General features: G+C 64.2%; 28 protein-coding genes, 1 tRNA gene, 1 other RNA gene and 1 pseudogene. 9 read left to right on the forward strand and 22 right to left on the reverse strand.

Features of this window, described 5'->3' with window-relative positions; genetic code table 11:
- The 19 genes and pseudogenes from KUL93_RS11405 to KUL93_RS04250 form a co-directional block, all read right to left on the reverse strand.
- Positions 1-427, reverse strand: a pseudogene (locus KUL93_RS11405) (transposase); the annotation flags it as partial.
- A 95-nt stretch (positions 428-522) separates the two neighbouring features.
- The gene (gene ychF, locus KUL93_RS04165; RefSeq protein WP_217125840.1) at positions 523-1611 is read right to left on the reverse strand and encodes a redox-regulated ATPase YchF; all 1089 of its coding nucleotides are present in this window, start codon (positions 1609-1611) and stop codon (positions 523-525) included.
- Positions 1608-2225: an aminoacyl-tRNA hydrolase gene (pth, locus tag KUL93_RS04170; RefSeq protein WP_217125841.1), complete on the reverse strand. Its 618-nt coding sequence runs from the start codon at positions 2223-2225 to the stop codon at positions 1608-1610. Before pth ends, ychF begins: the two co-directional genes overlap by 4 nt.
- Before the next feature lie 39 nt (positions 2226-2264).
- Positions 2265-2873 (reverse strand): 50S ribosomal protein L25/general stress protein Ctc, encoded by a 609-nt coding sequence (locus tag KUL93_RS04175; RefSeq protein WP_346731646.1) that lies wholly within the window; start codon positions 2871-2873, stop codon positions 2265-2267.
- A gap of 73 nt (positions 2874-2946) precedes the next feature.
- Entirely contained in the window at positions 2947-3897 is a 951-nt protein-coding gene (locus KUL93_RS04180) for a ribose-phosphate pyrophosphokinase (RefSeq protein WP_217125843.1), read from the reverse strand.
- 53 nt (positions 3898-3950) lie between these two features.
- Positions 3951-4027: transfer RNA gene (locus KUL93_RS04185), tRNA-Gln, on the reverse strand.
- Positions 4005-4931, reverse strand: coding sequence for a 4-(cytidine 5'-diphospho)-2-C-methyl-D-erythritol kinase (ispE, locus tag KUL93_RS04190; protein WP_217125844.1), 927 nt, complete (start codon positions 4929-4931; stop codon positions 4005-4007). Before ispE ends, KUL93_RS04185 begins: the two co-directional genes overlap by 23 nt.
- Positions 4928-5533, reverse strand: coding sequence for an outer membrane lipoprotein LolB (locus KUL93_RS04195; protein WP_217125845.1), 606 nt, complete (start codon positions 5531-5533; stop codon positions 4928-4930). Before KUL93_RS04195 ends, ispE begins: the two co-directional genes overlap by 4 nt.
- Complete coding sequence (locus KUL93_RS04200) at positions 5530-5883, reverse strand: Na+/H+ antiporter subunit G (protein ID WP_217125846.1); 354 nt, start codon at positions 5881-5883, stop codon at positions 5530-5532. Before KUL93_RS04200 ends, KUL93_RS04195 begins: the two co-directional genes overlap by 4 nt.
- Before the next feature lie 9 nt (positions 5884-5892).
- Entirely contained in the window at positions 5893-6183 is a 291-nt protein-coding gene (locus KUL93_RS04205) for a monovalent cation/H+ antiporter complex subunit F (RefSeq protein ID WP_217125847.1), read from the reverse strand.
- Entirely contained in the window at positions 6180-6698 is a 519-nt protein-coding gene (locus KUL93_RS04210) for a Na+/H+ antiporter subunit E (protein ID WP_217125848.1), read from the reverse strand. The genes KUL93_RS04205 and KUL93_RS04210 overlap by 4 nt, the downstream gene beginning before the upstream one ends.
- Complete coding sequence (locus KUL93_RS04215) at positions 6695-8332, reverse strand: monovalent cation/H+ antiporter subunit D (RefSeq protein WP_217125849.1); 1638 nt, start codon at positions 8330-8332, stop codon at positions 6695-6697. Before KUL93_RS04215 ends, KUL93_RS04210 begins: the two co-directional genes overlap by 4 nt.
- Positions 8329-8679, reverse strand: a complete 351-nt coding sequence (locus KUL93_RS04220; RefSeq protein ID WP_217125850.1) for a Na+/H+ antiporter subunit C — start codon at positions 8677-8679, stop codon at positions 8329-8331. The genes KUL93_RS04215 and KUL93_RS04220 overlap by 4 nt, the downstream gene beginning before the upstream one ends.
- On the reverse strand, positions 8676-11486 hold the full coding sequence (gene mbhE, locus KUL93_RS04225; protein WP_217125851.1) for a hydrogen gas-evolving membrane-bound hydrogenase subunit E: 2811 nt from the start codon (positions 11484-11486) through the stop codon (positions 8676-8678). The genes KUL93_RS04220 and mbhE overlap by 4 nt, the downstream gene beginning before the upstream one ends.
- A gap of 3 nt (positions 11487-11489) precedes the next feature.
- Complete coding sequence (locus KUL93_RS04230) at positions 11490-13172, reverse strand: tetratricopeptide repeat protein (protein WP_217125852.1); 1683 nt, start codon at positions 13170-13172, stop codon at positions 11490-11492.
- A gap of 114 nt (positions 13173-13286) precedes the next feature.
- Positions 13287-14333 carry a metal ABC transporter substrate-binding protein gene (locus tag KUL93_RS04235; protein WP_217125853.1) on the reverse strand — a complete coding sequence of 349 codons (1047 nt, stop codon included), beginning with the start codon at positions 14331-14333 and terminating at the stop codon, positions 13287-13289.
- Between the two features lie 35 nt (positions 14334-14368).
- Positions 14369-15250: a metal ABC transporter permease gene (locus KUL93_RS04240; protein WP_217125854.1), complete on the reverse strand. Its 882-nt coding sequence runs from the start codon at positions 15248-15250 to the stop codon at positions 14369-14371.
- Positions 15250-16020, reverse strand: a complete 771-nt coding sequence (locus KUL93_RS04245; RefSeq protein ID WP_217125855.1) for a metal ABC transporter ATP-binding protein — start codon at positions 16018-16020, stop codon at positions 15250-15252. Before KUL93_RS04245 ends, KUL93_RS04240 begins: the two co-directional genes overlap by 1 nt.
- 13 nt (positions 16021-16033) lie before the next feature.
- Positions 16034-16456: a Fur family transcriptional regulator gene (locus KUL93_RS04250; RefSeq protein WP_217125856.1), complete on the reverse strand. Its 423-nt coding sequence runs from the start codon at positions 16454-16456 to the stop codon at positions 16034-16036.
- Positions 16457-16509: 53 nt separating this feature from the next.
- Between KUL93_RS04250 and KUL93_RS04255 the strand changes: the two genes are divergently transcribed.
- Positions 16510-17226: a fumarylacetoacetate hydrolase family protein gene (locus tag KUL93_RS04255; RefSeq protein WP_217125857.1), complete on the forward strand. Its 717-nt coding sequence runs from the start codon at positions 16510-16512 to the stop codon at positions 17224-17226.
- On the opposite strand, the gene lgt is transcribed toward KUL93_RS04255, so the two are convergent.
- The gene (lgt, locus tag KUL93_RS04260) at positions 17183-17992 is read right to left on the reverse strand and encodes a prolipoprotein diacylglyceryl transferase (RefSeq protein ID WP_217125858.1); all 810 of its coding nucleotides are present in this window, start codon (positions 17990-17992) and stop codon (positions 17183-17185) included. The genes KUL93_RS04255 and lgt overlap by 44 nt on opposite strands.
- Before the next feature lie 59 nt (positions 17993-18051).
- Between lgt and ilvD the strand changes: the two genes are divergently transcribed.
- From ilvD to KUL93_RS04295, 7 genes are all read left to right on the forward strand, one after another.
- Entirely contained in the window at positions 18052-19902 is a 1851-nt protein-coding gene (gene ilvD / locus KUL93_RS04265; protein WP_217125859.1) for a dihydroxy-acid dehydratase, read from the forward strand.
- Between the two features lies 1 nt (position 19903).
- Positions 19904-20146 (forward strand): hypothetical protein, encoded by a 243-nt coding sequence (locus KUL93_RS04270; RefSeq protein WP_217125860.1) that lies wholly within the window; start codon positions 19904-19906, stop codon positions 20144-20146.
- A complete protein-coding gene (locus tag KUL93_RS04275; protein WP_217125861.1) occupies positions 20139-20444 on the forward strand; it encodes a cell division protein ZapA in 306 nt (101 codons plus the stop codon). Before KUL93_RS04270 ends, KUL93_RS04275 begins: the two co-directional genes overlap by 8 nt.
- Positions 20445-20450: 6 nt before the next feature.
- A non-coding RNA gene (gene ssrS / locus KUL93_RS04280) (6S RNA) lies at positions 20451-20635 on the forward strand.
- A gap of 12 nt (positions 20636-20647) precedes the next feature.
- Positions 20648-21457, forward strand: coding sequence for a sulfite exporter TauE/SafE family protein (locus tag KUL93_RS04285; protein ID WP_217125862.1), 810 nt, complete (start codon positions 20648-20650; stop codon positions 21455-21457).
- Complete coding sequence (locus KUL93_RS04290) at positions 21454-22275, forward strand: hypothetical protein (protein ID WP_217125863.1); 822 nt, start codon at positions 21454-21456, stop codon at positions 22273-22275. Before KUL93_RS04285 ends, KUL93_RS04290 begins: the two co-directional genes overlap by 4 nt.
- A gap of 93 nt (positions 22276-22368) precedes the next feature.
- Positions 22369-22677, forward strand: a complete 309-nt coding sequence (locus tag KUL93_RS04295; RefSeq protein ID WP_346731647.1) for a c-type cytochrome — start codon at positions 22369-22371, stop codon at positions 22675-22677.
- A gap of 86 nt (positions 22678-22763) precedes the next feature.
- On the opposite strand, the gene KUL93_RS04300 is transcribed toward KUL93_RS04295, so the two are convergent.
- Positions 22764-23903 carry an EAL and HDOD domain-containing protein gene (locus tag KUL93_RS04300; protein ID WP_217125865.1) on the reverse strand — a complete coding sequence of 380 codons (1140 nt, stop codon included), beginning with the start codon at positions 23901-23903 and terminating at the stop codon, positions 22764-22766.
- Entirely contained in the window at positions 23900-24919 is a 1020-nt protein-coding gene (locus KUL93_RS04305; RefSeq protein ID WP_217125866.1) for a 2Fe-2S iron-sulfur cluster-binding protein, read from the reverse strand. Before KUL93_RS04305 ends, KUL93_RS04300 begins: the two co-directional genes overlap by 4 nt.
- A 56-nt stretch (positions 24920-24975) precedes the next feature.
- Here KUL93_RS04305 and KUL93_RS04310 point away from each other — a divergent pair, with 56 nt between their 5' ends.
- Positions 24976-25920, forward strand: a complete 945-nt coding sequence (locus KUL93_RS04310; protein WP_217125867.1) for an NAD-dependent epimerase/dehydratase family protein — start codon at positions 24976-24978, stop codon at positions 25918-25920.
- Positions 25921-25937 lie beyond the last annotated feature (17 nt).

The following is a 25937-nucleotide window of genomic DNA, read 5'->3' on the forward strand; positions in this document are numbered from 1 at the left end:
GGCTTTCATGCCAAAGTACCACTGATTGCCCTTCTTGGTTTGATGCATTTCCGGATCGCGCTTGCCGCTTCGGTTCTTGGTCGAGGACGGCGCGGCGATAATCGTGGCATCAACGACCGTGCCTTCCTTGAGGATCAAACCCTTCTCCGCCAGCACGGCATTGATGGCAGCGAAGATGCGCTCGGTCAGATGGTGCGTTTCCAGCAGGCGGCGAAACTTGAGCAGGGTGGTGGCATCTATACATGCGCAGCATGCGTTCCACGCCAATCGGCGGCCGGCCTCGTCCGGTTCCCTTCGGGTAGAACGGCTCGATCTCGGCCACCAGCGCCGACCAAGGCGTTACCGCGTCGATTTCGGCAAGAAACCGGTCGCGCCGCGTCACTTTCTTCTTGGCCGCGTATTCAAGTTCGGAAAAGCTCGCTTGCATCGTCACGTGCCTATCAAATGTCAGTACTTCCATTCTCGCATGTCAGGGTCAAGTTCGGCCCATCGATTTGCGAATAAATCAGTGTGTCCCTAAAGTTAGACGTTGAACAGGAAGTGGATCACGTCCCCGTCTTGGACCACGTACTCTTTTCCTTCGGAACGCATTTTGCCGGCTTCGCGCGCGCCTGCCTCGCCGCGGTAACGGATGAAGTCGTCGAACGCGATCACCTGCGCGCGGATGAAACCGCGTTCGAAGTCGGAGTGGATAACGCCAGCTGCTTGCGGCGCGGTGGCGCCGATTGGGATCGTCCAGGCGCGGACCTCCTTGACGCCGGCGGTGAAATAGGTGTGTAGGCCCAGCAACCGGTAGGCAGCCCGAATCAAGCGGTTGAGCCCAGGCTCGCTCATCCCCATCGCTTCGAGGAAGATCGCTTTGTCTGCGTCGGGCAGGTCGATGATCTCCGCTTCGATCGCGGCGCAGATCGCAACCACTTCCGCCCCTTCTTGTGCGGCGTGTTCACGGACGGCCCGCAAGTGGGGGTTGTCGTCACCGAAACCGTGCTCGTCAACGTTCGCGGCGTAGAGGACCGGTTTCGCAGTAAGCAGACAAAAGGGTTTGAGCAGCGCCCGCTCCTCGTCGCTCAAAGCGAGTGCGCGAATGGGGCGGCCCGCATCGAGTTGCGCGTGGCACCGTTCCAAGACCGGTAGGAGTGCTTTCGCCGTTTTGTCCCCCGCTTGCGCCGGTTTGCGGGTGCGGTTGAGTGCTTTGTCGACCGTGGCGAGGTCGGCAAGCGCCAGTTCCGTGTCGATCACTTCGATGTCACGCAGCGGATCGACGCTCCCTGAGACGTGGACGATGTTGCTGTCTTCGAAACAACGAACGACATGGACGATCGCGTCGGTCTCGCGGATATTGGCCAAAAATTGGTTGCCAAGCCCTTCCCCTTGCGACGCCCCTTTGACCAAGCCCGCGATATCGACGAATTCGACGATCGCCGGCACCACCCGTTGCGGTTGGACGATTTCGGCCAGTTGCTGCAGCCGGGGATCGGGGACCTCCACGACGCCGACGTTCGGTTCGATCGTGCAAAAGGGGTAATTGGCCGCTTCGATACCCGCTTTGGTGAGCGCGTTGAAGAGCGTCGATTTTCCAACGTTGGGCAGCCCGACGATGCCGCATTTCATGACCGGTTCTCCTGGGTCGTCGTGAGCGAGGGGGTGGGTGGTGCGAGCGCGTGAATTCGTTGCTGCGCCCGCGACCAGTCGCCACGGGCGATCAAGGGCCAACAGGCCAGCGTTTCGGTGACTACCTGGTCGAGCAGCGGGCGCTCTTCGGCGCGGGGCGGATGGAGGACGTAGTTCGCCACTTGGTTGCGATCGCCCGGATGGCCGATCCCTAGGCGCAAGCGCCAGAAGCGGTCGCTGCCCAATTGGGCGCGAATGTCTTTCAAGCCGTTGTGGCCCGCGGTGCCGCCGCCGAACTTGAGGCGGGCGCGTCCGGGCGGAAGGTCGAGTTCGTCATGAACGACGAGGATCGCTTCCGGCGGAATGCGAAAAAAACGCGCCACTGCCGCGACCGCTTGCCCGGAGCGGTTCATAAAGGTGGTGGGTTTGAGTAGCCGCACCGTATCGGAGCGCGCAACTTCGCCGAAAAAGCGCGTTTCTGGGTGAAAAATTGCGCCCAATGCGCGCGCCAACTGCTCCACCCACCAAAAACCGATGTTGTGGCGCGTCGCTTCATATTCTCGGCCGGGGTTCCCCAGCCCAACGACCAATTGCAAAGGAGCTTGGCCACTCATGCCGCGACGCGCGTTACGAAGGTTCCGTACGGGGGCCGATTACGCTTCCCCGGCGGTTTCGCCTTCGCTGCTGGTTTCGTCACCACCCACCTTCACCGCAGTGGCAACAACCGGGTCTTCGTCCCCATGGCGCACCACCATGACGCCTGGCGGGAGGGTAAGTTGGGAAACGTGCACCGAATGGCCCGGTTCGAGCTGCGAGAGGTTCACCTCGATGTACTCGGGGATGTCTTTCGGCAAGCAACGCACGTCGAGTTCGGTCATGACGTGGTTGACGATGCAGTGGTGGAGCTTCACCGCAGGCGATTCCGCTTCGCCAACGAAGTGCAACGGCACCTTGATGTGGATCACTTCGTCAGCGGCCACACGCTGAAAGTCGACGTGGAGCACGAGCGGTTTGAACGGGTGGTACTGGACGTCACGCAACAGCGCTGAGGTTTGGGTGCCGTCGATCTCAAGCGTGATCACCGCGGTATGGAACGCTTCGTTCGCCAAGAGGTGGTAGAGCTCGTTGTGGTTGAGCGCAATCGGTTGCGCCGGTTGGTTGCCCCCGTAGACGATTGCGGGAACGAGGCCCGTGCGACGCAGGCGGCGGCTCGCACGCGTACCCTGGTCGTCGCGACGCTGGGCTTTGAGGCTGAATTGCATCATACTCTCCTTACATACAGTGACAAACCCCACCTCGCTGCCGCGACCAGCAGACGAGGTGTTTCCCAAAAAATCAATCGGTGAAGAGCGAACTCACGGACTCTTCGTTGCTGATGCGCAGGAGCGTGTCGGCAAGAAGCGGCGCGATCGTGATCTGGCGGATCTTGGCGCACGCTTGCGCGTCCTCTTTGAGTGGGATGGTATCGGTGACCACGACTTCGTCGAGTACCGATTCGCTGATCCGGCTGGGTGCGGCGCCGGAAAGGACCGGGTGGGTGCAGTAGGCGATCACCCGTTCGGCACCGTGTTCCTTGAGCGCAGCAGCGGCTTTACAGAGGGTTCCGGCGGTATCGACGATGTCGTCGACGATCACGCAGGTGCGCCCTTTGACGTCGCCGATGATGTTCATCACTTCAGCCACATTCGCTTTCGGGCGCCGTTTGTCGATGATCGCCAGATCACAGTCGAGCCGCTTTGCAAAAGCACGCGCCCGCACCACGCCGCCGATGTCGGGTGAGACGACGATGAGATGGTCGTAGCGCTGCTTTTCGATGTCGTTGATCAGAACGGGTGTCGCGTAGATATTGTCGACGGGGATATCGAAAAAGCCCTGGATCTGGTCGGCATGCAGATCCACCGTGAGCACCCGTTGGACGCCAACGGCTTGGAGCATGTTCGCGACCACTTTTGCGGTGATCGGAACGCGCGCCGAGCGCGGGCGACGGTCTTGCCGGGCGTAACCGAAGTAGGGGATCGCGGCGGTGATGCGCCAGGCGGAGGCGCGTTTCAGCGCATCGGCAAGCACCACCAGCTCCATCAAATTGTCGTTGGTGGGCGTGCACGTCGGTTGGAGTATGAAGACGTCTTGTCCGCGGACGTTTTCGAGGATCTCGACGTTGATCTCGCCGTCGGAAAAGCGACCGACAACCGCCGAACCCAAAGGAATCCCCAAGCGCCGCACTACGTCTGAAGCCAGTTTCGGGTTGGCATTGCCGGTAAAGACCATCATGCTGCCGCGTGGCATTTTCACCCTCATCAAGTAAAACGGGTAGGCGTTTAGCCTACCCGCAGGGAATGTGGCTGGGGAGGAAGGATTCGAACCCTCGAATGCCGGAATCAAAATCCGGTGCCTTAACCAGCTTGGCGACTCCCCAAAAAACTGGAATTCGGTTCCGCCCACTGCCACAATGGGTGACGCGCTAACGTCTGGCAACGCTTGAGTGTGCCGAAAGGCGGATCCGGCAAGCGGGCATTTGTTACCACAAAGCAACAACCGCCTGAACCGGACATCCGTGCGTCACCAAACTGAGCGAGCCACTGCAAGGCGCGATCGACTTCTGGGTGAAGCGCGCGCGCAACCGGCTCCAAATCGTTTCTCAGCGTGGCGTGCGCGAGAGCCGATATTGTGCAATACGGTGTGTCGCGTGTCAAGAGGGGAGAGGCAAAAATCGAAGCGGTAGCGACCGCAACCCCAGGGTCGAGGATCCAAACCGTCTCGGTCGAAAGCGGGTACGGAGTGAGCTTTTCCCCAATTCCTTCGCCGAACGCGCTTTCGCCGAAGAGAAAAAACGGGACGTCTGCACCCAGTTCGGCACCCAGCGCACAGAGCGCTTCGCGCGTGCGGTTGAGTCCCCAGAGTCGATTGAGCGCCAACAGTACGGTTGCTGCGTCGCTGCTTCCGCCCCCAAGGCCGCCGCCGAGCGGAAGGTGCTTTTCCAGACGGATCGTTGCGCCCCATTCAGGACGGCCGAACCGCGCGCGCAACAAGTGCGCGGCGCGTACCGTGAGGTCATGTTCGGGGGGGAGTTCGGCCAAAGCGGTGGGGCTATTGGGCGGCAGTTCTCGGACGATCTGCCCGTCGTCACGGCGTGTGATCGTCAGCCAATCGCACCAGTCGACCAGCTGAAAGAGGGTTTGCAGCAGGTGGTACCCATCGTCCCGGCGCCCGACTACGTGCAGAAATCGGTTGATTTTGGCTGGCGCCGGGACGCAGACGGTGCGGGTGCCCTGGGGTGGTACCGGGATGATGGGCTCTGGCTGCTGGGGGACGGAGGTCATGATCCGTCTCCTTGCCGCGTCGCGACGACGAGAATCAGACGGGTATCGCCGCGGCTGATTTCGATGCGGCGTGGCCAGCCGTTGGCGTCGCGTTCCGACCACCGCCAGGTCCAGCCGAGCGCCTGTGCCGACTCGTGCGCAATCGGTTCGACGGCGGGGGGATTCGCATCGACCGGGCACCAGCCCCAAACCGCGGCGCGCCATATCGCCCACGGCGGAAGGGCAAAACCAAGGAGCGGTGCGACGAGCGTTTCGGGGTTGGGTGCGCTGCGTGGCGGTTGCCCCGGGACGGTGAGTGTTGCGTCGTGGCCGGTCACGGTAAGCCGCGCGACTTCGTTTCCCGTGGGGGAGAGGAGTTGCCACGTCTCCTCTTCGTGGGCGGTTCGTTGCCAGACGAAACGCCCGGTCACGCCTTCTCCTTCGTGTTGCGCCGCAAACCGCCCTTCGACGACGAAGCGCGCCGGGATCGAAGCAACCGTCGCGGTGGACACGTTTTCCAACCCGGGGACATGAGGCGACGGGAGGGTGGCGCACCCTACGATCCAGGCCACAAGCAATCCGACGAACGATGCGCGAGACGGCGCCCAAGTTCGACGGCTCATGGCGTGGATCCGTCGCGCTTTATGGGGGGTGGTGCAGGGGGTGGGGGCGGCCCCCCTTTGCAGCGCCGCCGAATCGCCGCTTGCGCAAGGAGACTTGCCGAGACCGGCGCCGTGAGGAAGACGAAGAGTGTGATGAGGAGTTCGGCAAAACCGGGACGCCCCTCTTGCCATGCAGCGATCATCGACGCGATCAGCAGCATCCCGATCCCCAGCGTCGATGCTTTGGTGGGCGCGTGCAGCCGTTGGAAGGCGTCCCGGAAGCGATTGAGGCCGATCGCGCCGACGAACGTGAAGAACGTACCGGCGAGCACGCATCCGGCGATCAGCCATTCCCACGCTTGCGAAACCATTCGACGCTCCTATTCGATCACGGCGTGGCGGGCCAGGTACCGCGCTGCAGCGGTGGTACCGACGAAGCCGAGCGCGGTGATCATCAACGCGGCTTCGAAAAGAAGCGGCATAGGGTGGCGCAAGTCCCAAACCAGAAGGAGGCTTGCGGCGTTGAGGTAGAGCGTATCCAACGCCAGGAGGCGATCGACCGCGTCCGGTCCGCGCCACAGCCGCCAGGCTACCAGGAGGAGGGAAAGCAGCATGACGAAGAGCGCGCCGTCAAGGAGCGTGTTGAGCCAGGGCGAGAAAGCGGGCGTCATCGGGTCGTCTCCTCAATATCGAGCGAAAAGATCGCGATGAGCGGCAGTTGGTAGCGGGTATCGATTTCGTGGAGCGCTGCCGCTGGGTCTGCGCAGTCGAGTACATGGATGAGGAGCGAGCGCTCGGCAAACGCCACGGAAACCGTTCCGGGCGTGTTGGTGACGATCGTTGCCAACAGGGCATTGGCGCGCGCGTGATCGGTGCGCAGCGGCAACACCAGCCACGCCGATCGCGGTTTGGCGTTGGGGCTGAGCACCAGACGCGCCACGCGGATGTTCGCGACCACGATATCCCAAAGGACGATTGCGGCCAACCGCAGCGCAGGCAGCCAGCGGATGGTGACAGGGCTCTCCAAGAGCGGCCGAAGCGAAAACGGAATCCCCCACCCCAGAAGGCAAGCGGCAAGAAGATGCGCTGCGCTCAGGCTGTGGTTGAGCAGCAACCACGCACCAGCCAGGAGTAGCGAAAGGATCGGCGCCGGGAACCAGCGTGAAGCAGTCAGGGTGCGGTTCATGGCGCCTCCCGCGGTTCGGTCTGGGGAAGGGTGCCGTCATAAGGCCGTGTCCATGGGGCATATCCGTGCGCTTGCTCCAAGACGACGCGGGCGTAGGCCGTCTGGTCGGCGGCCTGAACCGCTGCGGCGTAGGTGAAGCGGTAGAGCGGTTCGGCCCAGAGCGTCATCGCGGCGACGACAACCACCAGCGCTACGACCGGTTGCATGAGCACGCGACTGTCACCGGAGGGCCAGACCGTGATGCGCTTCGGGTGGGTATGCCAGAAGATGGTCACGCCCGCACGGGCAAGCGCGATGAGCGTGAGTGCCCCCACCGCGATGAGGGTGAGCCACACGGCGCTTTGCCCCGGGTGGTCTAGACTTGCTTCCAGCAGGTAGAGTTTGCCCAAAAAACCCGGAAGGGGCGGAATACCGATCGCGGAGGCGGCCGCAAGGAGCATGACGAGACCGAGCGCAACCGGGTCGCGCAACGCCGGCGCCGGCTGGATCGCGTCCCCGATTTCACCCCGTTGTGCGGCGATGAGCGCAACGACTAGGAAGAGGAGCGCGACGGTGACGGTGCTCTGGACGAGGTAAAAGAGCGCGGCGGCAATTCCCTTCGGGGTGGCCAACGCGACGCCGATGAGGCTTGTGCCCACCGACGCGACGGTCAAAAACGCGATCTGTCGCGACAGGGTGCGGGCCGCAAGCGCCCCGGCAACACCCAGCAATCCCGTGACGATCGCAGTAGGAAGCAGCAACCCAAACGCCGCGCTACCCAGAACGCCCCACTCGCCGCCCCAGACCGCCCAATGGACGCGAATGATCGCGTAGATGCCGACCTTGGTCATGACCGCAAAGAGTGCGGCAACGGGCGGAGACGCCGCACTGTACGCTGCGGGTAGCCACAGATAGAGTGGCGCAGCAGCGGCCTTGAGCGCAAAGACGACAAGAAGCAATGCCGCCGCCACGCGCGCCAAAAAGAGGGGTTGCGGTTCGAGTGCTGCGGTGCGGTGCGCCAGATCGGCAAGGTTGAGGCTGCCGTAAGCGCCGTAGAGGAGCGCCAACCCCAAAAGAAAGAGCGCTGAGGCGGTGAGGTTCACGACCACATACCCAAATGCGACCCGAAGGCGCGCCGCGCCAAGGCCGTGGGTGAGGAGCGCATATGAGGCAATGAGCAGCACTTCGAAAAAGACGAAGAGGTTGAAAATGTCGCCCGTGAGAAACGCGCCGTTGAGCCCCGCCCACTGGATATGGAATAGGGGGTGGAACGCCCGACCGCGGTGGTCCCAACTGCCGATCGCAAACACCAGCGCGCTACTGGCAACCAGCGCGGTAAGGAGGAGGAAAAGGGCGGATAAGCGGTCCGAGACCAACGCGATTCCAAACGGCGCGGGCCAGTCCCCTAACGTGTAGACGCGAATCGCACCGTGTGCCGCATCCCAGGAAAGCAGCGACGCCCCCAACAGGGTGATCGCCGCACCGCTCAAACTGAGCCAGCGCTCGCGGCGTAACGACGTTTCGGGGTGGTCGCTCCCCGGCGGATGGTCGCTGCTGCGCGCAGCGCCGAGGAGCAACAGGACCCCCCACCCCAGCGGCCATACGATCAGCAGGATCGGTAAATGGGTGAAGAGGGCGGTCGCAGCGTCGCTCACCGCGCGTCCTCCGTGTGCTTCGGGGTAAGGTGCGTGCGCTCGTCACCCGTCACCGCAAAACGGCGAACCGCCAACGCGAGTAGATAAGCAGTGGTGGCAAAGCCGATCACGATCGCGGTGAGGATCAGCGCTTGCGGTAGCGGATCGGTGCTGAGACGACGGCCCGCGTCGAGTACCGGGGGGGCGTCGATCCAGAGGCCGCCGGCGACGAAAATGAACAGATTGACTGCGTAACTCAGGAGCGTCAAGCCCAAAGCGGTGGCAAACGCGCGCGGTTGCAAGAGCAGGTAGACGGCTACGGTGGTGACGATCCCAATCGCCGAAGCAACCAACCCTTCCAGCGTCATCGTCCATTCTCCTTGGTTTCGCGGTCATTGCGGCGCGCCGCAGCCAAAGGGGTGAGGAGTAACAGCGTTGCCCCGACCACCGTGACATAGACGCCAAGGTCGAAGAGTGCTGCCGAGGCAAGAGGGAGTTCGCCTAAGAGCGGCAGCTGTGGGTGACCGTGTGCGCTGGTGAGGAAGGGGCGTCCAAACGCCCACGCAGCGGCGCCCGTGGCGGCTGCGATCGCGATTCCGGCGCCCACCGTACGCGCGAACCGCCACCCGTCTTGGGCGCGCACCCATTGGTTTGCTGCGGCAAACCCGTGCGCGAGAGAGACGAGCAGAAGCGCCGCAGCGGTGACCAACCCGGCGATGAACCCACCACCCGGTTGGTTATGGCCGCGCAAGAAGAGATAGACGCTCAAAAGAAGCGCCGCAGGCAGCATCACGGTCGTTGCGACGCGCAGAAGGTGGGGATGGGGCTCGAGCCACTGCGATGTCTGTCGGGTGCAGTGCTGCGCTCGCGACGTGCCAAAGAAGAGCGCCCACGCCCCCAACGCGGCGACCCCAAGCACGGTGATCTCGCCAAAGGTATCGTAGCCGCGGAAATCGACGAGAATCACATTGACGACGTTGCGGCCGCCGCCTCCAGGAAGCGCCTCGGCCAAGAAATACCAACTGATCGATTCGCGCGGCGTCACAAGGAGCCACCAAGCCAACACGCCGACGGTGACACCAGCAGCGACAGCGATCGCGGCGTGCACAAGCCGTCGCTGAAACGGGATCGCCGGGGTGCGTTTGGGTAGGAACGAAAGCGCCAGAAACAGCATCACGGTGCTCACCACTTCGACGGCGATCTGCGTCATCGCCAGATCGGGTGCGGACAAGAGTGCAAACGCCACGGCGCTCACCAGCCCAATCACACCGGTCAGAAGCACTGCGACGGTGCGGTGCGCATGCCAGAAAAGGAGCGCACCCGCCGAAAACGCGACGAGCAACCAGAGCGGGAACGCGACGAGCAGCGTCGAGAACGTGGGTTGCGGTGCTGCTGGCGTGCTGGCCGTCTGCGGCCACGGTACGGTGAAATGAACGAGCGCAAGCGCGCTCACCCAGACGAGCGCAACGATCATGGTGAGCGAACCGGTCTCGGTACGGCGGGTGATCCAGGCCGCGGTGCGCACCATCCGAGCAACGAGCGCGGCAAAGAGCCAGCGGCCGGCGCGACGCCCGAAGAGACGGTCGATGTCGAGGCGATGGAGGAAGCGGTTGGTCATCAGAAGAGCGTACGCGATGCCGCCACCAGCCAGTGCCACTGCGCTCATCGCAACGTGAAGCCCGGGATGGTGCCACAACGCAAGGTGGAGTTCTGGCACGGGGGCCCCGGCTGCTGCTGCGGCAACCCGCGTGATCAGCGGTTCCGCAAGCCACGGCATCACCCCAAAGAGCAGGCAGAGGAACGCAAGAAGCGCCACAGGCGCCCGCATCCCCCACGCCGGTTCGTGCGGGTGGGGGTTGGGGAGCGGCCCCGGTTCGCCGTTGAAAAAGGTGTCGTGAATGAAACGGAACGAATAGGCGACGCTTGCCGCTGCGGCAACGGTTGCAAGGATCGGGACGAGCGGGTGGGGCGCGGTGAGCGTTGCGGTGAAGAAGAGCTCTTTGGACAGGAAACCGTTGAAAAAGGGGATCCCGGCCATCGCCGCTGCGGCGATGATCGCAAAGAGGCCGGACCACGGCAGATAGCGCATCATGCCATTGACGTGGCGCAGATCGCGCGACCCCGTTTCGTGGTCGACGATCCCTGCGCTCATGAAGAGGGCCGCTTTGAACAACGCGTGGTTGAAGATGTGCAAGACCGCAACGACCACCCCTTCGACGGTACCCAGACCGATCATCGTCATGATCAACCCCAAGTGGCTGATCGTCGAATAGGCAAGGAGCCCTTTGAGGTCATGCTTGAAGATCGCGACCACGGCGCCGAGCGTCAAGGTCGCCAACCCCACAGGTAACGCGACCGTTTCGAAGAGAGCAGAACCGGCAAAGAGCGGGTGCAGACGCAGCAACAGGAAGAGGCCTGCTTTGACCATCGTCGCCGAATGGAGGTACGCCGAGACGGGGGTCGGAGCCGCCATTGCGTCGGGCAGCCAGAAGTGGAACGGAAACTGCGCGCTTTTGGTTAGGGCTCCGAACAGAACCATCACAAGCGCCCATGGAAAGAGCGGATGGTTTTGTATTGCCTTGCCGTGCGCCACGAGCGCGCTGATCTGGTGGGTGCCGCCGATTTCGCCTAGGAGCAGCGCACCGGCGGCAAGGACCACGCCGCCCACGCCGGTGACGATCAGCGCTTGTCGGGCGCCGCGCCGCGCTGGCGACTGTTCGCTCCAGTAACCGACCAACAGAAACGACGCAAGACTCGTAAGCTCCCAGAAGACGACGAGGAGCAGCAGGTTGTCCGCGAGCACGATCCCGAGCATCGCGGCCATGAAGAGCATCAACGTCGCGTAGAACTTCCCGGGCGGATCTGTGGGGCCGAGGTAGTAGCTGGCGTAGGTGATCACCAAAAGCCCGATTGCCAGGATCAACGTGGCAAAGAAGAGGCTCAACGCGTCGGCCCGCAGTTGCCAATTGAGCCCCAGTGAGGGGACCCACTGCGCCGCTTCGGCCACGGCACCGCCCGCCCAGATGGGTGCCGCTTGGGTGAGCAGCGCGCCCAACGCCAGCGCGGCCACAGCCGCGGCAAGAGCGGCTGTTGCCCGTCTCCCTAGCCGAGCGCCCGCCCACGCGCACGCCGCAGTCCCTAAGAGCAGAGGCAGCACAATGACCAGCGTCAACATCGGTTATCGCACCGGAAATTGCCGCGCCAGGCGTTTGCGCCACGCAGCGGCGCGCGCTTCGTCGCCAAGCGCCTGGTACACGGCGACGAGGTGGTCACCGATTTCCGGGTCGGGCGCGCGCCGCCAGGCGGCTTCGATCAGCCGCCGCGCGGCTTCATAATCCCCTAGCTGGTAACGCAACCACCCTTCGCTGTCCATGATGAAGCCGTCGTTCGGCTTGAGGGCGCGCGCTGCGCGCAGCAACCGTTCGGCCTCGTCGAGCGACCGATTCGTGTCGGCAAGGAGGTAGCCGAGCGCGTTGATCGCATGAACGTCCAACGGCCGCATCGCCAAAAGCTTACGCAGATACCCTTCGGCGCTGTCGCGCGCGCCCAGGCGTTCGAGTAGGATCGCATAATCGTAGAGGAGCTGCGGCGCATCGCCAAACGTTGCAAGCGCGTCGATGAGGACCGCACGCGCCGCTTCCCACTCCTTTGCTTCTTGCCACAGCCGCGCTTCGCGTAGCGCCGCCTCGACGCCCGAAAGGGGGGCATGGGCTTCCAAGCGCGACAGCGCCTCATCGACGCGCCCCAACCGGGCCAGCGCTTGCGCAGTGAGCGCAACCGCCGATTCGGCGAGTTCCCTCGGTAGCGCCCGTGGGTCGAGAAGAGCAAGGGCGCGCCGCGGTTGCCCGCGGGCAAGCCACAGTTGTGCCGCTTTGAGGCGCGCTTCGGGGTGCTCTTTGGCCAGGCGCAGCAGCCACCGCGCACTCTGTTCGGGTTCGATCCCTTGCGCGCCAAACGTCACGAGCGCGTCGATCAGCCGCGGATCAGTGGCGCCGCGCTCGACCCACGGCGCAAGTAGCGCAACCGCCCGCTGCGGGTGGTCGGTTTCGGCAAGCAACGCGGCAAGCGCCAACGTCACCGTAAGCGCTTCCGGTTGGCGCTCCTGCGCGCGCGCAAGGATCGGAATCGCCGATTCCGGGGCAAAACGGTCGAGCGCCACCTGCGCCAGTTGCGCGAGCGCCGGCGGCCAGTCGGGGCGCAGCGCAAGCGCGCGGTGCGCGGCAGCCCACGCGCGGTCGAGATCGCCCGCTTGCCGCGCGGCTTCGCTGACGATTAGGTGCGCCGCTGGCTCTTCGCGGTAGGGCGCGGCCGCTTGTTCGATCAAGCGCAGGATCTGCGCGGGGTTACCCAACTCGGCCAACGCAGCGGGGAGCCCCAGCAGATTGCGCTCGCGCTGTTCGGCGTCCTTTTGCAGGATTTCGGCGACCCGTTCGCTGATCTGCGCTTCGAAACGGGCGTTGAGCCGTTCACGGTGCGCGGTGAGTTGCCGAAGCCGCGCGTCGTCCGGCGCCAGCCATTGCCACAGCGTGAGAATGCGGTCGAACTGCGCCGCGTCGCCTGCAAGGAGCGCCGTTTGCGCCCAGCGGTCGAGCACGGCGGGGATCGGCTGCGCTTCGGCCGCGCGCCCGTACGCCTCGAGCGCTTGCCCCCACTGCCCGTTTCGGAGCGCCAATTCCCCGACGAGCCACGCAAAGATGAAATCGCCGTCAAGCGGGGCGTGCAACGGATCGACACGAATTTGCTCGGTGGCGTCGGACGAACCAGGGGGAGCTGCCGCGGTGTCGCTTTGCGCCGCGGCAAAGGGGGCGACCGCCAAGGGCAGAGCAGTCGATAACACGGTCAAAAGCGCGCGAAGCGTCATCGGGTTTCTCGATCGAATCGGGTTGCCCGATAGGATAGCAAAAGATCGCCACGGTTCCCGCACCCCGGGCCCGGTTTGTCCGTACCTCGTGAAAGCGTGGGCGCTTGCTGCTGGCTACTGGGCGCGCAGCGCGGTGGCGATCGTGGTCAAGTTGTGGCGCATCAGGTCGAGATAGGTGGCGGGCCCCGGCGGAGGGGCAAAGGTCTCAGGGTAGAGGGGGCCGGCAACGGTAAGTCCGAGGCGCTCGGCAAAGCTTTGCGCCACCCGGCTGGTGCGGTGGGCTTCGGTGAAGAGGACGCGGATCCCTTCGCGCGCCGCGCGCGCCTTGAGCGTCAGCAGGCGTTGCGGGGTGATCTCGCCGTGCGGCACTATGGTGTCGATTCCGATCAGTTCGATACCGAACGCGGCGTTGAGGTAGCGGTAGGCGTCGTGCATCACGAACGCCTTGCGGTGCGTGGCGGGCAGGTCGGTGAGACGGGCACGCCCCTCCGCAGCCAGCGCGCGCAGCGCCTCCAGGTAAGGGTGCGCGTGCGCAGTGATCGACGGCTGCGCGCTGGGGATAAGGACGATCAGGTTGGGGAGTGCCTGCGCAAGGGCCTCGGCGACCCGTTCGGGATCGAGCCAAAAGTGGGGATCGTACGGGGCTGAGTGAGCGTCGTGCCGGTGGTGTTCCAGCGCGGCGTCGTGATCGGGATCCGGTGTGTGGTCCGGCTCTTCGGCATGATCGTGATCGGGCGCGACGGCGGTGGGGCGGGGCAAGCGTTGTTCTGGCGCAAGGAGGTCGCCCAGCGCCAGGCGCGGCGTGTCGGGAACGAGCCGGGCGCAGTCGCGAACGAACGCGGCGTCGGTGCCCAGCCCCATCGCGACGATGGCCACCGCTTGCCGCAGAAGGGGAAGATGCGCGGGGTGCAGATTGATGCTGTGCAGATCCTGCTGGGGTTGCGCGATCGCATGCACCACGGCGTGCGTGCCGATCAGATTGCGCACCCAGTCGGCAACGAGCGGGTGGCTCGCGACGATGAGGGGTTTTGGCGTGCGCTGGGCTTGTGCGCGCGATGGGTTCGCAAGCGGCAGGGTTGCCAGCGCGCCCAACCACTGCGCACAATAGGCGAGAAAATGGCGGCGCGTGGGGGCGCCGCGGTCGTGTTCGTTTCTATGCATTTTCAGCATTCCCGTTGAGTCGTGTGATTCGGACGTCATGCCACGCGGTGTTTGGGCGACGGGTGGCGGCGTCGCCACAGGCCGTACGGGGCAAAGAGGAGCGAAACGAGGTAACCCAGTGAAAGGGTCGCCGCAACGGCGGGTCCCGGCGGCCAATCGCCGACGAGCGCGGCGCACAGTCCCACGGTGCTGCCTGCGGTGCCAATCGAGGCGGCAGTGACGAAAGTCGGTAGTAAACGATTGGTCCACAAACGGGCGGTGAGCGCCGGCAGCATCAACAACGTAAGTCCCAAGAGCGCGCCGAGCGCTTGGAAGACCGCGACCATCATCGCGACGATCACCGCAAGCGTAAGATAGTAAGTGCGGGCCGACGCACGTGGGTCGAGGCGGCGAAAGGTCTCGGCGTCGAACCATTCGAACGCGATCATGCGCCGACCAACGAGCAGCGTGAGCAGAGTTAGCGCGGCGATTGCGACGATGAAGCCGAGCGTTGCGCGGTCGAGCGCCAGTACCGAACCAAAGAGAAGGTGCATCACGTCGGTGGGGTTGCCTTGTGCCGTGATCAAAAGGATTCCAAGCGCGAGCGCCGAGAGTTGAAACCCGGCAAGTGTCGCGTCTTCGAAGAGCGCCGTGTTGCGGCTCGCCCACCCGGCCGCCCACGCCACGGCAACGCCGGCGACGAGGCCGCCAGCGGTGATCGCGGGCAGCGAAAACCCAGCAAGCAGGTAACCGGTAGCGACACCGGGCAAGATCGCGTGGCTCATCGCGTCGCCCATCAGACTCATGCGGCGGGTGACCAGCAGCACCCCGCACGGCGCCGCCGCGAGCGCGGCAACGGCCAGCGCCAGCCACGCCTGGCGCAACCACGGGTCGGTCAGCAACAGAGGGAGCGCTTCCCACGGTGCGGCGAAGGCCATCACGCTTCCTCCGCGGCAAGCGAATCGGCGCACCACGGCGCATCGTCGCGCGGTGCGATCGGCTGCGCGGCGCGGCGATGCCATGCGTCCCAGTCGATCGTCTGGGTGGGTGCAAACGCCACCAGCTCGCGCGCAAGCAGCATCGTCCACGGAAAGTCGCTGCGCGCGATCGTTTCGTCGTGTAGAACCGCCAAGACCGTTACGCCGCGTTCCCGCCACTGGGCCAGGATTTGGCGCACCCAGGCGGTCGTCTGCGCGTCCATCGCGGTGAAGGGCTCGTCCAGGAGAATCAGTTTCGCGTCGCGCACGAGCAGCTGCGCAAAACGGACCCGTTGCTGCTGTCCGCCCGAGAGCGCCGCAACCGGGCGTTTCGCGAGTTCGGTCAGTCCCATTTCGGCAAGCGCGGCGTGGACGCGGTTGCGTTCGGCGCGCCCGAGCGGCCGCCAACAACCGACCTCGGGCCAGAGCGCAAGCGCCACTGCATCGAAGACCGAAAGCGGAAAATCGACGCGCCACGTGGGGTGCTGCGGCAAGTAGGCGACGCGACCGCGCCACGTTTCCGGGAGGCGCACCGCGCCCGTGATCGGGGGCAACACCCCAGCGATCACCTTGAGGAGCGTCGATTTACCTGCGCCGTTCGGGCCAAGCACCGCGACGTGGCTGCCCGCTGGTATCGTTGCGGTAAGGTGGTGGATCGCGGGGTGGCGGTCGTAGCCGGCGGTGAGATTGTCGAGGTGCAAGGCTTCGCGCGCGGTATCGGGCGGGTTCATCGCGGAAAACCGATCAGTGACAGTGCGCGCATTGGCCGCGGACTACGAGTTCGGCTTCGTGGGCAACGAAACCGTCCGGAAGCGGCGGCCACTGCGTCGGGTGGGGCGGAAGACACCAAGTGCGTCCACACGTGGTGCAGAGAAAGTGGGCATGCGCCGGGTTGTTGCTCGCGACTTCGAAGCGGGCGGCGCGGTCGCTTGCGGCGATGCGCCGCACCAACCCTTTCGCGACGAGCCAGTCGAGCGCGCGATAGACGGTGACACGATCGGGCGCTTTGGGGGTTGCAGCAGCCGCTGCTGCAAAGAGTTCGTCAGGGGTGAGCGGTTGCTGGGCTTCGCGTAAGATAGCGAGTGCCCACCACCGGGCGGCGGTGACCCGGCCATAGCGGGCGAGTGTCTGCGTGATGGGGTCTGGTGGCATGCGGTGCGGAGTCATTTTTGCAATTCTATTGCATTTGCATGATGTGTCAAGAGTCAAGGAGTCGATCGATGACAAACGCTTGGGTCTTCGAACCGATGGTCGCGTCCGTTCCCGTGGCCGATGGGCGACTGTTCCCGGTTCGCCGAATCTTCTGTGTCGCCCGCAATTACGCGGAACATGCGCGCGAAATGGGCGCCGATCCGAACCGCGAAGCGCCGTTTTTCTTCCTCAAGCCCAACGATGCGGTCTTTCCGGTGACGGATGCCGCTGCGCGTTGGCCCTATCCATCGATGACCGAGGAGGTCCATCACGAGGTGGAGCTGGTGGTGGCGTTGGGGCGTGGCGGACGCAACCTCAGTGCAGTGCAGGCGGAGCAGGCGATCTGGGGTTATACCGTCGGGCTCGATATGACCCGGCGAGATCTGCAAAGCGCGGCAAAAGCACAAGGGCGGCCGTGGGATGTGGCGAAGGGGTTCGACGCCTCGCTGCCCCTTGCGCCGCTCGTTCCGCACCCGGGCGTTGTCTTGAGCCGCGGCGCCGTTCGGCTTTGGGTCAATGAGATGCTGCGTCAAGCGGGGGATATCGCGCAGATGATCTGGACGATTCCCGAGTTGATCGCCACCCTTTCCCGTTACTGGCGGTTGGCTGCCGGGGACCTCATCCTCACCGGCTCACCGGCTGGGGTCGGAGCGGTGGTGGTGGGCGACCGCGTGACCGCTGAGGTCGAAGGGGTGGCACGCTTCACGATGACGGTGGTTGCCGAGAGTGACGCGCCCGCGCCATGAGGACGCTTCCTGCGCCCACCATCGCCAGTGAGAGCCATTGCGCGGTGGTGAGAAGGCTGCCGAACGCGGAGAAGATGCCGGGGTCGGGGTTGCGGAAAAATTCGCAGAAGAAACGGACGCTGCCGTAGCCGACGAGAAACGCGGCTGCAACCATCCCGGTGGGACGCGGTCGGCGTGCAAACCACCAAAGAAAGAGAAAGAGGACGATCCCCTCCCCGAAGGCTTGGTAGAGTTGCGAGGGGTGGCGGGGAATCGTATCGACGTGGGGGTAGATCATCGCCCACGGTAACCCTTCGGGCGCGGGGCGTCCCCAGAGTTCGCCGTTGATGAAGTTGCCGATGCGACCCAACCCCAGCCCAGGCGGAATGAGGGGGGCGACGAAGTCGGCAACCTGCCAAAAACTTTGGCCGGTGCGGCGCGCGTACCAGAGCATCGCGACGATGGCGCCGAGTAGCCCGCCGTGAAAGCTCATCCCCCCTTTCCAGATCGCCGCGATCTCGAGGGGGTGGGCAAAGTAGTAGGCGGGTTGGTAGAAGAGCACTTCGCCCAGTCTGCCGCCGACGATGATGCCGATGACGCCCGCGGTGAGGAGCTGTTCCAGTCGCGCGGGGGACCAGAGGTCGGTGACCCCGAGCCGTTTCGCATGGCGAAGCCCCAGCCCATAGAACGCCACAAAACCGGCCAGATACATGAGGCCGTACCAACGGACGGTAAGCGGGCCCAGGTGAATCGCAACCGGGTCGATTTCGGGATAGAGGAGTGCCATCGCGTTTCCTAGCGCAAAAGCGTTAGAATACGTGAAAAGCCTTGAAGCAGGAGAGCACCATGCCGCAGTACCGTTCGCGAACGACGACCCATGGGCGCAACATGGCAGGCGCCCGCGCATTGTGGCGCGCCACCGGCGTCAAAGAGAGCGATTTCGGCAAACCGATCATCGCGATCGCCAACAGCTTCACCGAATTCGTCCCGGGGCACGTCCATCTGCGCGACCTGGGTCGGATCGTTGCCGAAGCGATCGTCAAAGCGGGCGGTATCGCGAAAGAGTTCCACACGATCGCAATCGATGACGGAATTGCGATGGGGCACGGCGGGATGCTCTATTCGCTGCCAAGCCGCGAGCTCATCGCCGATTCGGTCGAATACATGGTAAACGCCCACTGCGCCGATGCGCTGGTCTGCATCTCCAACTGCGACAAGATCACCCCGGGGATGTTGATGGCGGCGCTGCGTCTCAACATTCCGACGATCTTCGTCTCTGGCGGTCCGATGGAGGCGGGAAAAGTGACGATCGGGGGTAAGACGGTGGCGCTCGACCTGGTCGATGCGATGGTCAAAGCGGCCGAAGACCAGGTAAGCGACGAAGAGGTGGCCGCGATCGAACGCAGCGCCTGTCCCACCTGCGGTTCGTGCTCGGGGATGTTTACCGCGAACTCGATGAACTGTTTGACCGAAGCGTTGGGGCTGGCGCTACCGGGTAACGGCACGCTCGTTGCGACGCACGCTGATCGCGAGCGGCTCTTCCGCGAGGCGGGGCGGCGGATCGTTGAATTGACCAAACGCTATTACGAAGCGGACGACGACACCGTGCTTCCGCGCTCGATCGCCACCTTTGCCGCGTTCGAAAACGCGATGGCGCTCGATGTTGCGATGGGCGGCAGCACCAACACGGTGCTCCACCTCTTGGCGGCGGCGCGCGAAGCGGGTGTCCCGTTTACGATGGCCGATATCGACCGCATCAGCCGTAAAGTTCCGTGTCTGTGCAAGGTGGCGCCGGCGGTGCCCGATGTCCATATCGAAGACGTCCATCGTGCCGGCGGCGTGATGGGTATTTTGGGCGAACTGCAGCGTGCGGGGCTTTTGGACGATTCGGTGCCCACCGTGCACAGTCCCACGCTCCGAGCGGCGCTTGCGCACTGGGACGTCAAGCAGACGGACGACCCGGAGGTGTTGCGCTTTTACCGCGCCGCGCCAGGCGGAATTCCAACAACGAAAGCCTTTTCTCAGGCTAACCGCTATCCTGAGCTCGATCTCGACCGCGCGCGCGGCGTGATCCGCGATCGCGCCCATGCCTTCACCCAAGACGGTGGGCTTGCGGTGCTCTACGGGAACCTCGCGCCGAACGGATGCATCGTCAAAACCGCGGGGGTCGACGAGTCGATCTGGGTCTTCACAGGGCGGGCACGGGTCTTCGAAAGCCAAGAGGCGACGGTCGAGGCGATCCTTTCCGACCAGATCGTGCCGGGCGACGTCGTAGTGGTCCGCTACGAAGGGCCGAAAGGGGGGCCGGGCATGCAGGAGATGCTCTATCCCACGAGTTACCTCAAATCGAAAGGGTTGGGCAAGGTTTGTGCGCTCATCACCGATGGCCGCTTTTCGGGCGGAACTTCGGGGCTTTCGATCGGCCACGTTTCGCCCGAAGCGGCGTGCGGCGGTCCGATCGCGCTCGTCGAGGAGGGGGATACGATCGAGATCGATATCCCCAACCGGCGGATCCACCTTGCGGTGAGCGACGAGACGCTCGCCAAGCGCCGTGCCGCGATGGAAGCGCGCGGCGCAAACGCGTGGAAGCCGGTAGCACGCAATCGTCCGGTCTCGGCGGCGTTGCGTGCCTACGCCGCGCTCACGACCAGCGCCGATACGGGTGCGGTTCGGGACGTGACGCAACTGGAGCGGTGAGATGGAGCCCTTGCTTGCCGGGCTCGAAGAGAAGATCGAGCTGTTGGCGCAACAACTGACCGCGTCGCGGCAGGAGAACGCCCAACTGCGGCTCCAGGTGGCCGCACTGCAACAAGAGAACCGCCGTCTTCAAGCGACTGTGGCCACGGCGCGCACCGAAGTGGCCAAACAGCACGAACGGGTTGCGGCGCTGCGCGCCGAGATTCTGGCGTGGCTTGCGCGTGAGGAGCGGGACGATGGCTGAAGTGCGGGTCGAGGTGGCGCTGCGCGGCAAGACCTACCGACTGACCTGTGACGAAGCCGACGCGCCGCTATTGCAGGATGCGGCGCGCTTGCTTGACGAGCGGCTCGCGCGGTTGAGTGGTGAGGGGTTGAGCGGGGAAAAGCTGCTTCTTTGGGCGGCGTTTGAGATCGCAACGGAGCTCATCCGCACCCAACGGCACGAAGGGTTTGACATCGCGGCGTTTCAGCGTAGAATCGAGCGTATGGGTGCGCGGCTCGATCGGCTCTTGGCGGAGTGCCAGCCGCCTTTGCCGCGCTGAACCGAGTGCTCCCTGCGGCGTTCGAGAAGGCTGTACGATCCTTGAACCAATAACGTGACGATTGGTCGCCGACCCAGACGTCGCCGGTGTGCGTGTGCTTTGGGTAGGTACGCGCCTAATGGCGACGGGAACGCGACCCTCCTGAACCGCAGGTTCAGGTCACTCAGCCGGACCGGCGCTGCGGGGCTTTTTTTCTTGCGCAAATGGACTTCTGGTGGCTTGCTTACCCGGTGCTTGGGGTATTCGTTGGGCTTTTCGCCGGTCTGTTGGGCGTGGGCGGCGGCGCGATCATGGTTCCGGTTTTGACCACGCTCTTTGCCTATCAGGGGTTTTCCCCTGAGGTCGTGGTCCATATGGCGCTTGGCTCGTCGATGGCCGGGATCGTCCTCACCTCGCTTGCAAGCGCCCGAACCCACTACCAACACCAGGCGGTACGCACCGACGCCCTCATCCCAATGGCAAGCGGCGTGCTGTTCGGTACCTTCGCCGCCGCTTTCGTCGCGTCCCTGATTCCCAGTCGCTTCCTCGCGATTTTTTTTGCCTGCTTTATCGCCTACGTCTCATTGCAAATGTTTCTCAATTTGAAACCGAAGCCGACGCGCCAACTTCCGGGCTGGCTGGGGCTCGGATCCGCCGGGTTCGTGATCGGCGCCGTTTCTGCGCTGGTCGCGATCGGCGGGGGGACGCTCACGGTGCCGTTCCTCACATGGTGCAACGTCCCGGTGGCGCACGCGATCGGCACTTCGGCCGCGCTGGGGATCCCCATTTCGCTCACCGGAACGATCGGCTACGCGATCAACGGGTGGCATGACCCCAACGTGCCGCCCCTTTCGTTGGGCTACGTCTATTTGCCTGCGGTGATTGGGGTGAGCGCAACGAGCATCGTGACCGCGCCAATCGGTGCGCGTTGGGCGCACCGCTTGCCCGTTCCGGTGCTGAAACGGATTTTCGCCGGGGTTCTGCTCTTGCTGTTGGCAAAGATGTTGTGGACCCTCTACGGGAGCGGGGGATGAGCGGGTTGTTGCTCGGGCAGACGGTCGCTGTACCCGAGGGATACGCGCCTCAACTGCTGACACCGATCGCGCGGGCCATTGGGCGTGCGACGTTGGGTGATGCACTGCCGCAGTGGGTCGGTGAAGACCGCTGGTATGGGTACGAATGCTCGTGGCTCGACGTGAACGGAAAACCGCAAGCAGCGGTGATTGAAATCGGGGTGCCTGCCGATTCCCCCTATTTGATCGAATCGAAGTCGCTCAAGCTCTACTTGAACGGTTTTAACCAGATACGCTGTGGCTCTGGGGATGCGCTTGCTGCGCGCATTGAGGCGGATCTTACCGCGGTAGCCAACGCGCCCGTTCGCGTTCTGCTCCACCCGCTTGCGCACTTTTCTCGCGCGGTCGCGTCCGATTTCGCCGACCCCGAAGCGCTCTGTTTGGATACGGTCCCTGCAACCGATTTCTGCTACCACTACGATCCCACGCTGCTTGCCCTCAGCAGTTCCGTCCCTTCGGAGCAGCGCTTCGTGATGCAGACGTTCCGTTCGCTCTGTCCTGTCACTGCTCAGCCCGATTGGGCGAGCCTCTACCTGCGCTGTTTTGGGCCGAGCGTCGATCCGGCGGCGCTTTTGCGTTACCTCGTTGCGTTTCGCTGTCACGCGGAATTCCATGAGCAGTGCATCGAGCGAATCTATACCGATCTGTGGCGTCTGGGCATGAGCGAGCTGTTGGTCTGGGGGCGCTTTTTGCGTCGCGGCGGACTTGAGATCAACCCGCTGCGCGCAAGTAGCGAAGCGTGGCTGCCGCGTCACTGGGTGGCCGATTCGCGGCAGTGAGCTACTTGGGATGTAGCAAGGGTTGCTTTCCGCATCCTTTTGCGCGTACAATGTCTTGAAATTTTTTTCATTGACCGAAAGGAAGGAGCCATGATGAAAAAAATCGCGCAACTGTTGGCGGTAGCGGGTGTGCTTGCCGTTTCTGCGGCACCGGCGATCGCGGATCAAGCTCTGGCGCAAGCGAAAGGGTGCATGGCGTGCCATGCGCTCGACAAGAAAATGGTCGGTCCGGCCTATAAGGATGTCGCGAATAAATACAGCGAAGCCGATGTGCCCAAGCTCGTTGAGAAAGTGAAGAAGGGCGGCTCTGGCGTCTGGGGACCGGTGCCGATGCCGCCGCACCCTCAAGTGGCCGAAGCGGATATCGAAAAGATCGTCCGCTGGGTGCTCACCCTCAAGTGATCGCGGTGCGCGCGTTTCGGCACCGCACCGAAACGCCCGTGGCGCGCCCAAAACCCGCCATCGCGATACCCGCGAGGGCGGGTTTTTCATTGGTTGATCTGGTCGGCAAATTCCAGCGCTTGAAGGAGCGCCTGGTTGTGCACGGCGCTGGCGACCCCTAAGCTTTCGGCCTGGGCGATCAAGCGGGCGGGTGAGGCGCTTTCGCTCGCTTCGGCAAGCGCCAAGAGCGGCGCATAGGGCCCATCTCGCTGAATGAGCGCCGCTTTGACCGCTTCCGGTAAGGTGAGCGGCTCCAGCGACGCTTCTGGGGGTTCCCCCGTCAATTGCGGCAGGATCGAGAAAAGCCCGCAGAGAAAAAGCGCTTCGGCCTCGTCGGCAGCGAAAAACTCTGCGGCGAGCCGTTCCAGATAGCGCGCGCGCGTCAATGCCGTCTGCGCAAGCGCTGGCATTTCGGGGTGTTCGTGGCTATGGACCAAGAGCACCGAGAGCCAGCGCAGCAGCGGTCGGTAGCCGAGAATGCTCACCGCATGGCGAAACGAGGTGATCTCCATCCTTAGGCCCATCGCGGGCGAATTGAGGTAGCGCAGCAGCCGGTAGCCGAGCGCGACATCCCGCTTGAGCACGGTCTCTAACGCTGCGATCTCGGCGTCTTGTTGCAGGAGCGCGATGAGCTGCAGCACCGTGGTGCGCGCCGGAGCCGGTTCGCGCTGGGTATTGGGGAGCGCCTCTTTGAGGAAGAACCACCCGCACACGCCGGCAAAACGGTCTAACGCCGTTTGCGCCGCAGCACGCGACGGCACCCCCCACGCCAACGCAACACCGGGCGCAGCCTCAGGGCTTTGGCATTTGCGCCAGTCGACGAGTGAAAAGCGCCACGGCCCGTCGGGGTAGGCGCTCACCCCATCGTACCAGGCAAGACAAAGCGGTGTCTCTTGCTGGACACAGTGGTCGATCAGCTGTTGCGTGGCCGGAATGGTGAGCGCCTGTTGGGGGATTTCGAGGAAGGTGTTCTCTGGCCATGCCCACGACAAAAGTTTGACGCTGGGTGGTAGCCGCATCAGCGACAACAGCACGGCGTGCGACTGGGGCCAGGACGGCGCAAGCGCCGCAAGCGTCTGGAGCGCCTGCTCCGTGGTGCTCGCGTGCAGGCAGAGGCGGTTCGCGGTGATCTGAAAGCGGCGATTGAGCGCCGGTTCGCGGGTGAGGTAAGCAAGAGCTGGGGTCATGGCGCTGGGGATTGAAAGGTGAACGCGTCGGCGAAAAAGGCGTCTTCCGGCAGGTTCGCGGCTCGGAAGCGGGCGCGTGCGGCTTCAACCATGGCGGGGGAGCCGCAGACGTAGGCGTCGTACGCCGTGAGGTCGCTGAGCTCAGCAACGACTGTGTCCGGTACCAATCCGGTTCGCCCCGTCCAGTCGGGGGCCCGCTCCGGCTCCGAGATCACCGGGCGATAATCGAGCCACGGATAGGATTCGGCAAACGCCCGCAACCAGGCATCGCGGTAGAGCCCAGCGGGGGTACGCGCACCGAAATAGCAGCGCACCGGTTCCTGAGGGGGAGCACCGGCAGCCAGTTCCTGCAGAAGCGATTGGATCGGCGCAAAACCGGTCCCTCCTGCGACGAAAAGAAGCGGCCGCGCGCGCGATTTCAGGGTAAAACTTCCGAACGGCCCTTCCAGGCGCCACACCGTTTTGGGGGCGGTTTCGGTGAAGACTTTCGGCGTGAAACGGCCGCCAGGCACCAACCGGATGTGGAGTTCGAGAAAACCGCCGTGGTCGGGTGCCGACGCGATCGAAAAGCTGCGGCGCGCGCCGTCAGGGAGGAGCACATCGACGTACTGGCCGGCGCGAAAGCGAAAATCGAGGCTTGCCGGCAGTTTGAGCGTGACGATCGCAACGTCGTCGATCTTTTCGATCGTTTCGACGCGCGCTGGGAATTTGTGAATGGGCAGATCGTCGGCGCGGCGCAGCCCCCGCACTTCGATCGTCAAATCGGATCTGGGGTAGGCCTTGCAAAGCAGGGCCCAGCCGGCTGTGCGTTCGTCGTCGGTCAAAACGCCCGGTGCGATCCCCTTCAATTCCACGGTGCCGTTCACAACGCGCGCGCGGCAGGCGCCACACGCCCCGTCACGGCAGCCGTACGGCACAGTGAGGCCTGCGCGCAGCGCAGCGTCGAGCACCGTTTCGTCGGGCGCAGCGGTAAAGGTGGCGTCGGGATGGTTGGCGATCTGGATCGTATGCGTCATAAAACGTCGCGTGCGATAATCGGAATGCTTTATTGTACGGGAAGAGGGACGCGAACGTGACGGTCCGGGTGTTGATCGTGGGCGGGGGGGATGTGGCGTTGCGCGCAGCGCGCGCGTTGGCGCCGCGCGTCCAGTTTTGGGTGGTGGTGCGGGATCCCGCAAAAAGCGCCGCGTGGCGGGCGCTGGGTGCGCGCGTGCAGGTGGCCGATCTCGACTGCTGGCGGTCGTTGGCGCGAATCGGTGCGGCAGTGGATCAGGTCTGGGTCTCGGCACCGCCTGCGGGGGATGCGCGGGGTGACCCCCGCACCCGTCATCTGCAGGCAGCGCTGCGGCGAAGCACCGCCCGAAGCAAGCCACGCGGCCCGGCGCGGCGTTACCATCTCGCTTCCCGTCCGCGTGTGGTCTATCTCAGCACGAGCGGGGTCTATGGGGACCGAAAGGGGGCGTGGGTGCGCGAAAGCGACCCGGTCGCCCCCCAAACGGCGCGCGCAGCGCGGCGGGTCGCGGCGGAGCGGTTGTGGCGCGATTGGGCGAAACGGGGGGGTTGGGCGGTGCGGCTGCGCGTACCCGGGATTTATGCCGCCGAACGCTTGCCGGTGGAGCGGTTGCGGCGCGGCGATCCGGCGATTTGCGCCGAATCGGATAGCGTCAGCAACCACATCCATGCCGACGATCTGGCGCGGTTTCTTTGGATCGCTGGGTGGCGCGGCAAGAACGGGCGGGTCTATCACGCCTCGGACGATCAACCGCTACCGATGGGGGCGTGGTTCGATGCGGTGGCCGATGCGGTTGGACTCCCCCGCCCACCACGTCTTCCCAGGGAAGCGGTATTGGCACGCGTCGGCCCGATGATGGCGTCGTTTCTGGCCGAAAGCCGACGGCTGCGTAACGACCGCCTCAAACGGGAACTCCGGCTGCGTTTGCGCTATCCCACGGTTTTTGCTTGGCTTACGAAAGCGATCTGGAAAGAAAGGGGGGAATCGTGCTCTACGGCGTCGTGAAGTCGCTTCATATCATC

Origin of the sequence: Hydrogenophilus thiooxidans (genome assembly GCF_019049855.1) — a bacterium.
GTDB lineage: Bacteria > Pseudomonadota > Gammaproteobacteria > Burkholderiales > Rhodocyclaceae > Hydrogenophilus > Hydrogenophilus thiooxidans.

What these genes read in the sequence shown, in the direction of transcription:
- ychF (WP_217125840.1), bottom strand. Translation starts at nt 1,611, where the DNA reads ATGAAATGCGGCATCGTCGGGCTGCCCAACGTTGGAAAATCGACGCTC.
- pth (WP_217125841.1), bottom strand. Translation starts at nt 2,225, where the DNA reads ATGAGTGGCCAAGCTCCTTTGCAATTGGTCGTTGGGCTGGGGAACCCC.
- KUL93_RS04175 (WP_346731646.1), bottom strand. Translation starts at nt 2,873, where the DNA reads ATGCAATTCAGCCTCAAAGCCCAGCGTCGCGACGACCAGGGTACGCGT.
- KUL93_RS04180 (WP_217125843.1), bottom strand. Translation starts at nt 3,897, where the DNA reads ATGCCACGCGGCAGCATGATGGTCTTTACCGGCAATGCCAACCCGAAA.
- ispE (WP_217125844.1), bottom strand. Translation starts at nt 4,931, where the DNA reads ATGACCTCCGTCCCCCAGCAGCCAGAGCCCATCATCCCGGTACCACCC.
- KUL93_RS04195 (WP_217125845.1), bottom strand. Translation starts at nt 5,533, where the DNA reads ATGAGCCGTCGAACTTGGGCGCCGTCTCGCGCATCGTTCGTCGGATTG.
- KUL93_RS04200 (WP_217125846.1), bottom strand. Translation starts at nt 5,883, where the DNA reads ATGGTTTCGCAAGCGTGGGAATGGCTGATCGCCGGATGCGTGCTCGCC.
- KUL93_RS04205 (WP_217125847.1), bottom strand. Translation starts at nt 6,183, where the DNA reads ATGACGCCCGCTTTCTCGCCCTGGCTCAACACGCTCCTTGACGGCGCG.
- KUL93_RS04210 (WP_217125848.1), bottom strand. Translation starts at nt 6,698, where the DNA reads ATGAACCGCACCCTGACTGCTTCACGCTGGTTCCCGGCGCCGATCCTT.
- KUL93_RS04220 (WP_217125850.1), bottom strand. Translation starts at nt 8,679, where the DNA reads ATGACGCTGGAAGGGTTGGTTGCTTCGGCGATTGGGATCGTCACCACC.
- mbhE (WP_217125851.1), bottom strand. Translation starts at nt 11,486, where the DNA reads ATGTTGACGCTGGTCATTGTGCTGCCTCTGCTCTTAGGGACTGCGGCG.
- KUL93_RS04230 (WP_217125852.1), bottom strand. Translation starts at nt 13,172, where the DNA reads ATGACGCTTCGCGCGCTTTTGACCGTGTTATCGACTGCTCTGCCCTTG.
- KUL93_RS04235 (WP_217125853.1), bottom strand. Translation starts at nt 14,333, where the DNA reads ATGCATAGAAACGAACACGACCGCGGCGCCCCCACGCGCCGCCATTTT.
- KUL93_RS04240 (WP_217125854.1), bottom strand. Translation starts at nt 15,250, where the DNA reads ATGGCCTTCGCCGCACCGTGGGAAGCGCTCCCTCTGTTGCTGACCGAC.
- KUL93_RS04245 (WP_217125855.1), bottom strand. Translation starts at nt 16,020, where the DNA reads ATGAACCCGCCCGATACCGCGCGCGAAGCCTTGCACCTCGACAATCTC.
- KUL93_RS04250 (WP_217125856.1), bottom strand. Translation starts at nt 16,456, where the DNA reads ATGACTCCGCACCGCATGCCACCAGACCCCATCACGCAGACACTCGCC.
- KUL93_RS04255 (WP_217125857.1), top strand. Translation starts at nt 16,510, where the DNA reads ATGACAAACGCTTGGGTCTTCGAACCGATGGTCGCGTCCGTTCCCGTG.
- lgt (WP_217125858.1), bottom strand. Translation starts at nt 17,992, where the DNA reads ATGGCACTCCTCTATCCCGAAATCGACCCGGTTGCGATTCACCTGGGC.
- ilvD (WP_217125859.1), top strand. Translation starts at nt 18,052, where the DNA reads ATGCCGCAGTACCGTTCGCGAACGACGACCCATGGGCGCAACATGGCA.
- KUL93_RS04270 (WP_217125860.1), top strand. Translation starts at nt 19,904, where the DNA reads ATGGAGCCCTTGCTTGCCGGGCTCGAAGAGAAGATCGAGCTGTTGGCG.
- KUL93_RS04275 (WP_217125861.1), top strand. Translation starts at nt 20,139, where the DNA reads ATGGCTGAAGTGCGGGTCGAGGTGGCGCTGCGCGGCAAGACCTACCGA.
- KUL93_RS04285 (WP_217125862.1), top strand. Translation starts at nt 20,648, where the DNA reads ATGGACTTCTGGTGGCTTGCTTACCCGGTGCTTGGGGTATTCGTTGGG.
- KUL93_RS04290 (WP_217125863.1), top strand. Translation starts at nt 21,454, where the DNA reads ATGAGCGGGTTGTTGCTCGGGCAGACGGTCGCTGTACCCGAGGGATAC.
- KUL93_RS04295 (WP_346731647.1), top strand. Translation starts at nt 22,369, where the DNA reads ATGAAAAAAATCGCGCAACTGTTGGCGGTAGCGGGTGTGCTTGCCGTT.
- KUL93_RS04300 (WP_217125865.1), bottom strand. Translation starts at nt 23,903, where the DNA reads ATGACCCCAGCTCTTGCTTACCTCACCCGCGAACCGGCGCTCAATCGC.
- KUL93_RS04305 (WP_217125866.1), bottom strand. Translation starts at nt 24,919, where the DNA reads ATGACGCATACGATCCAGATCGCCAACCATCCCGACGCCACCTTTACC.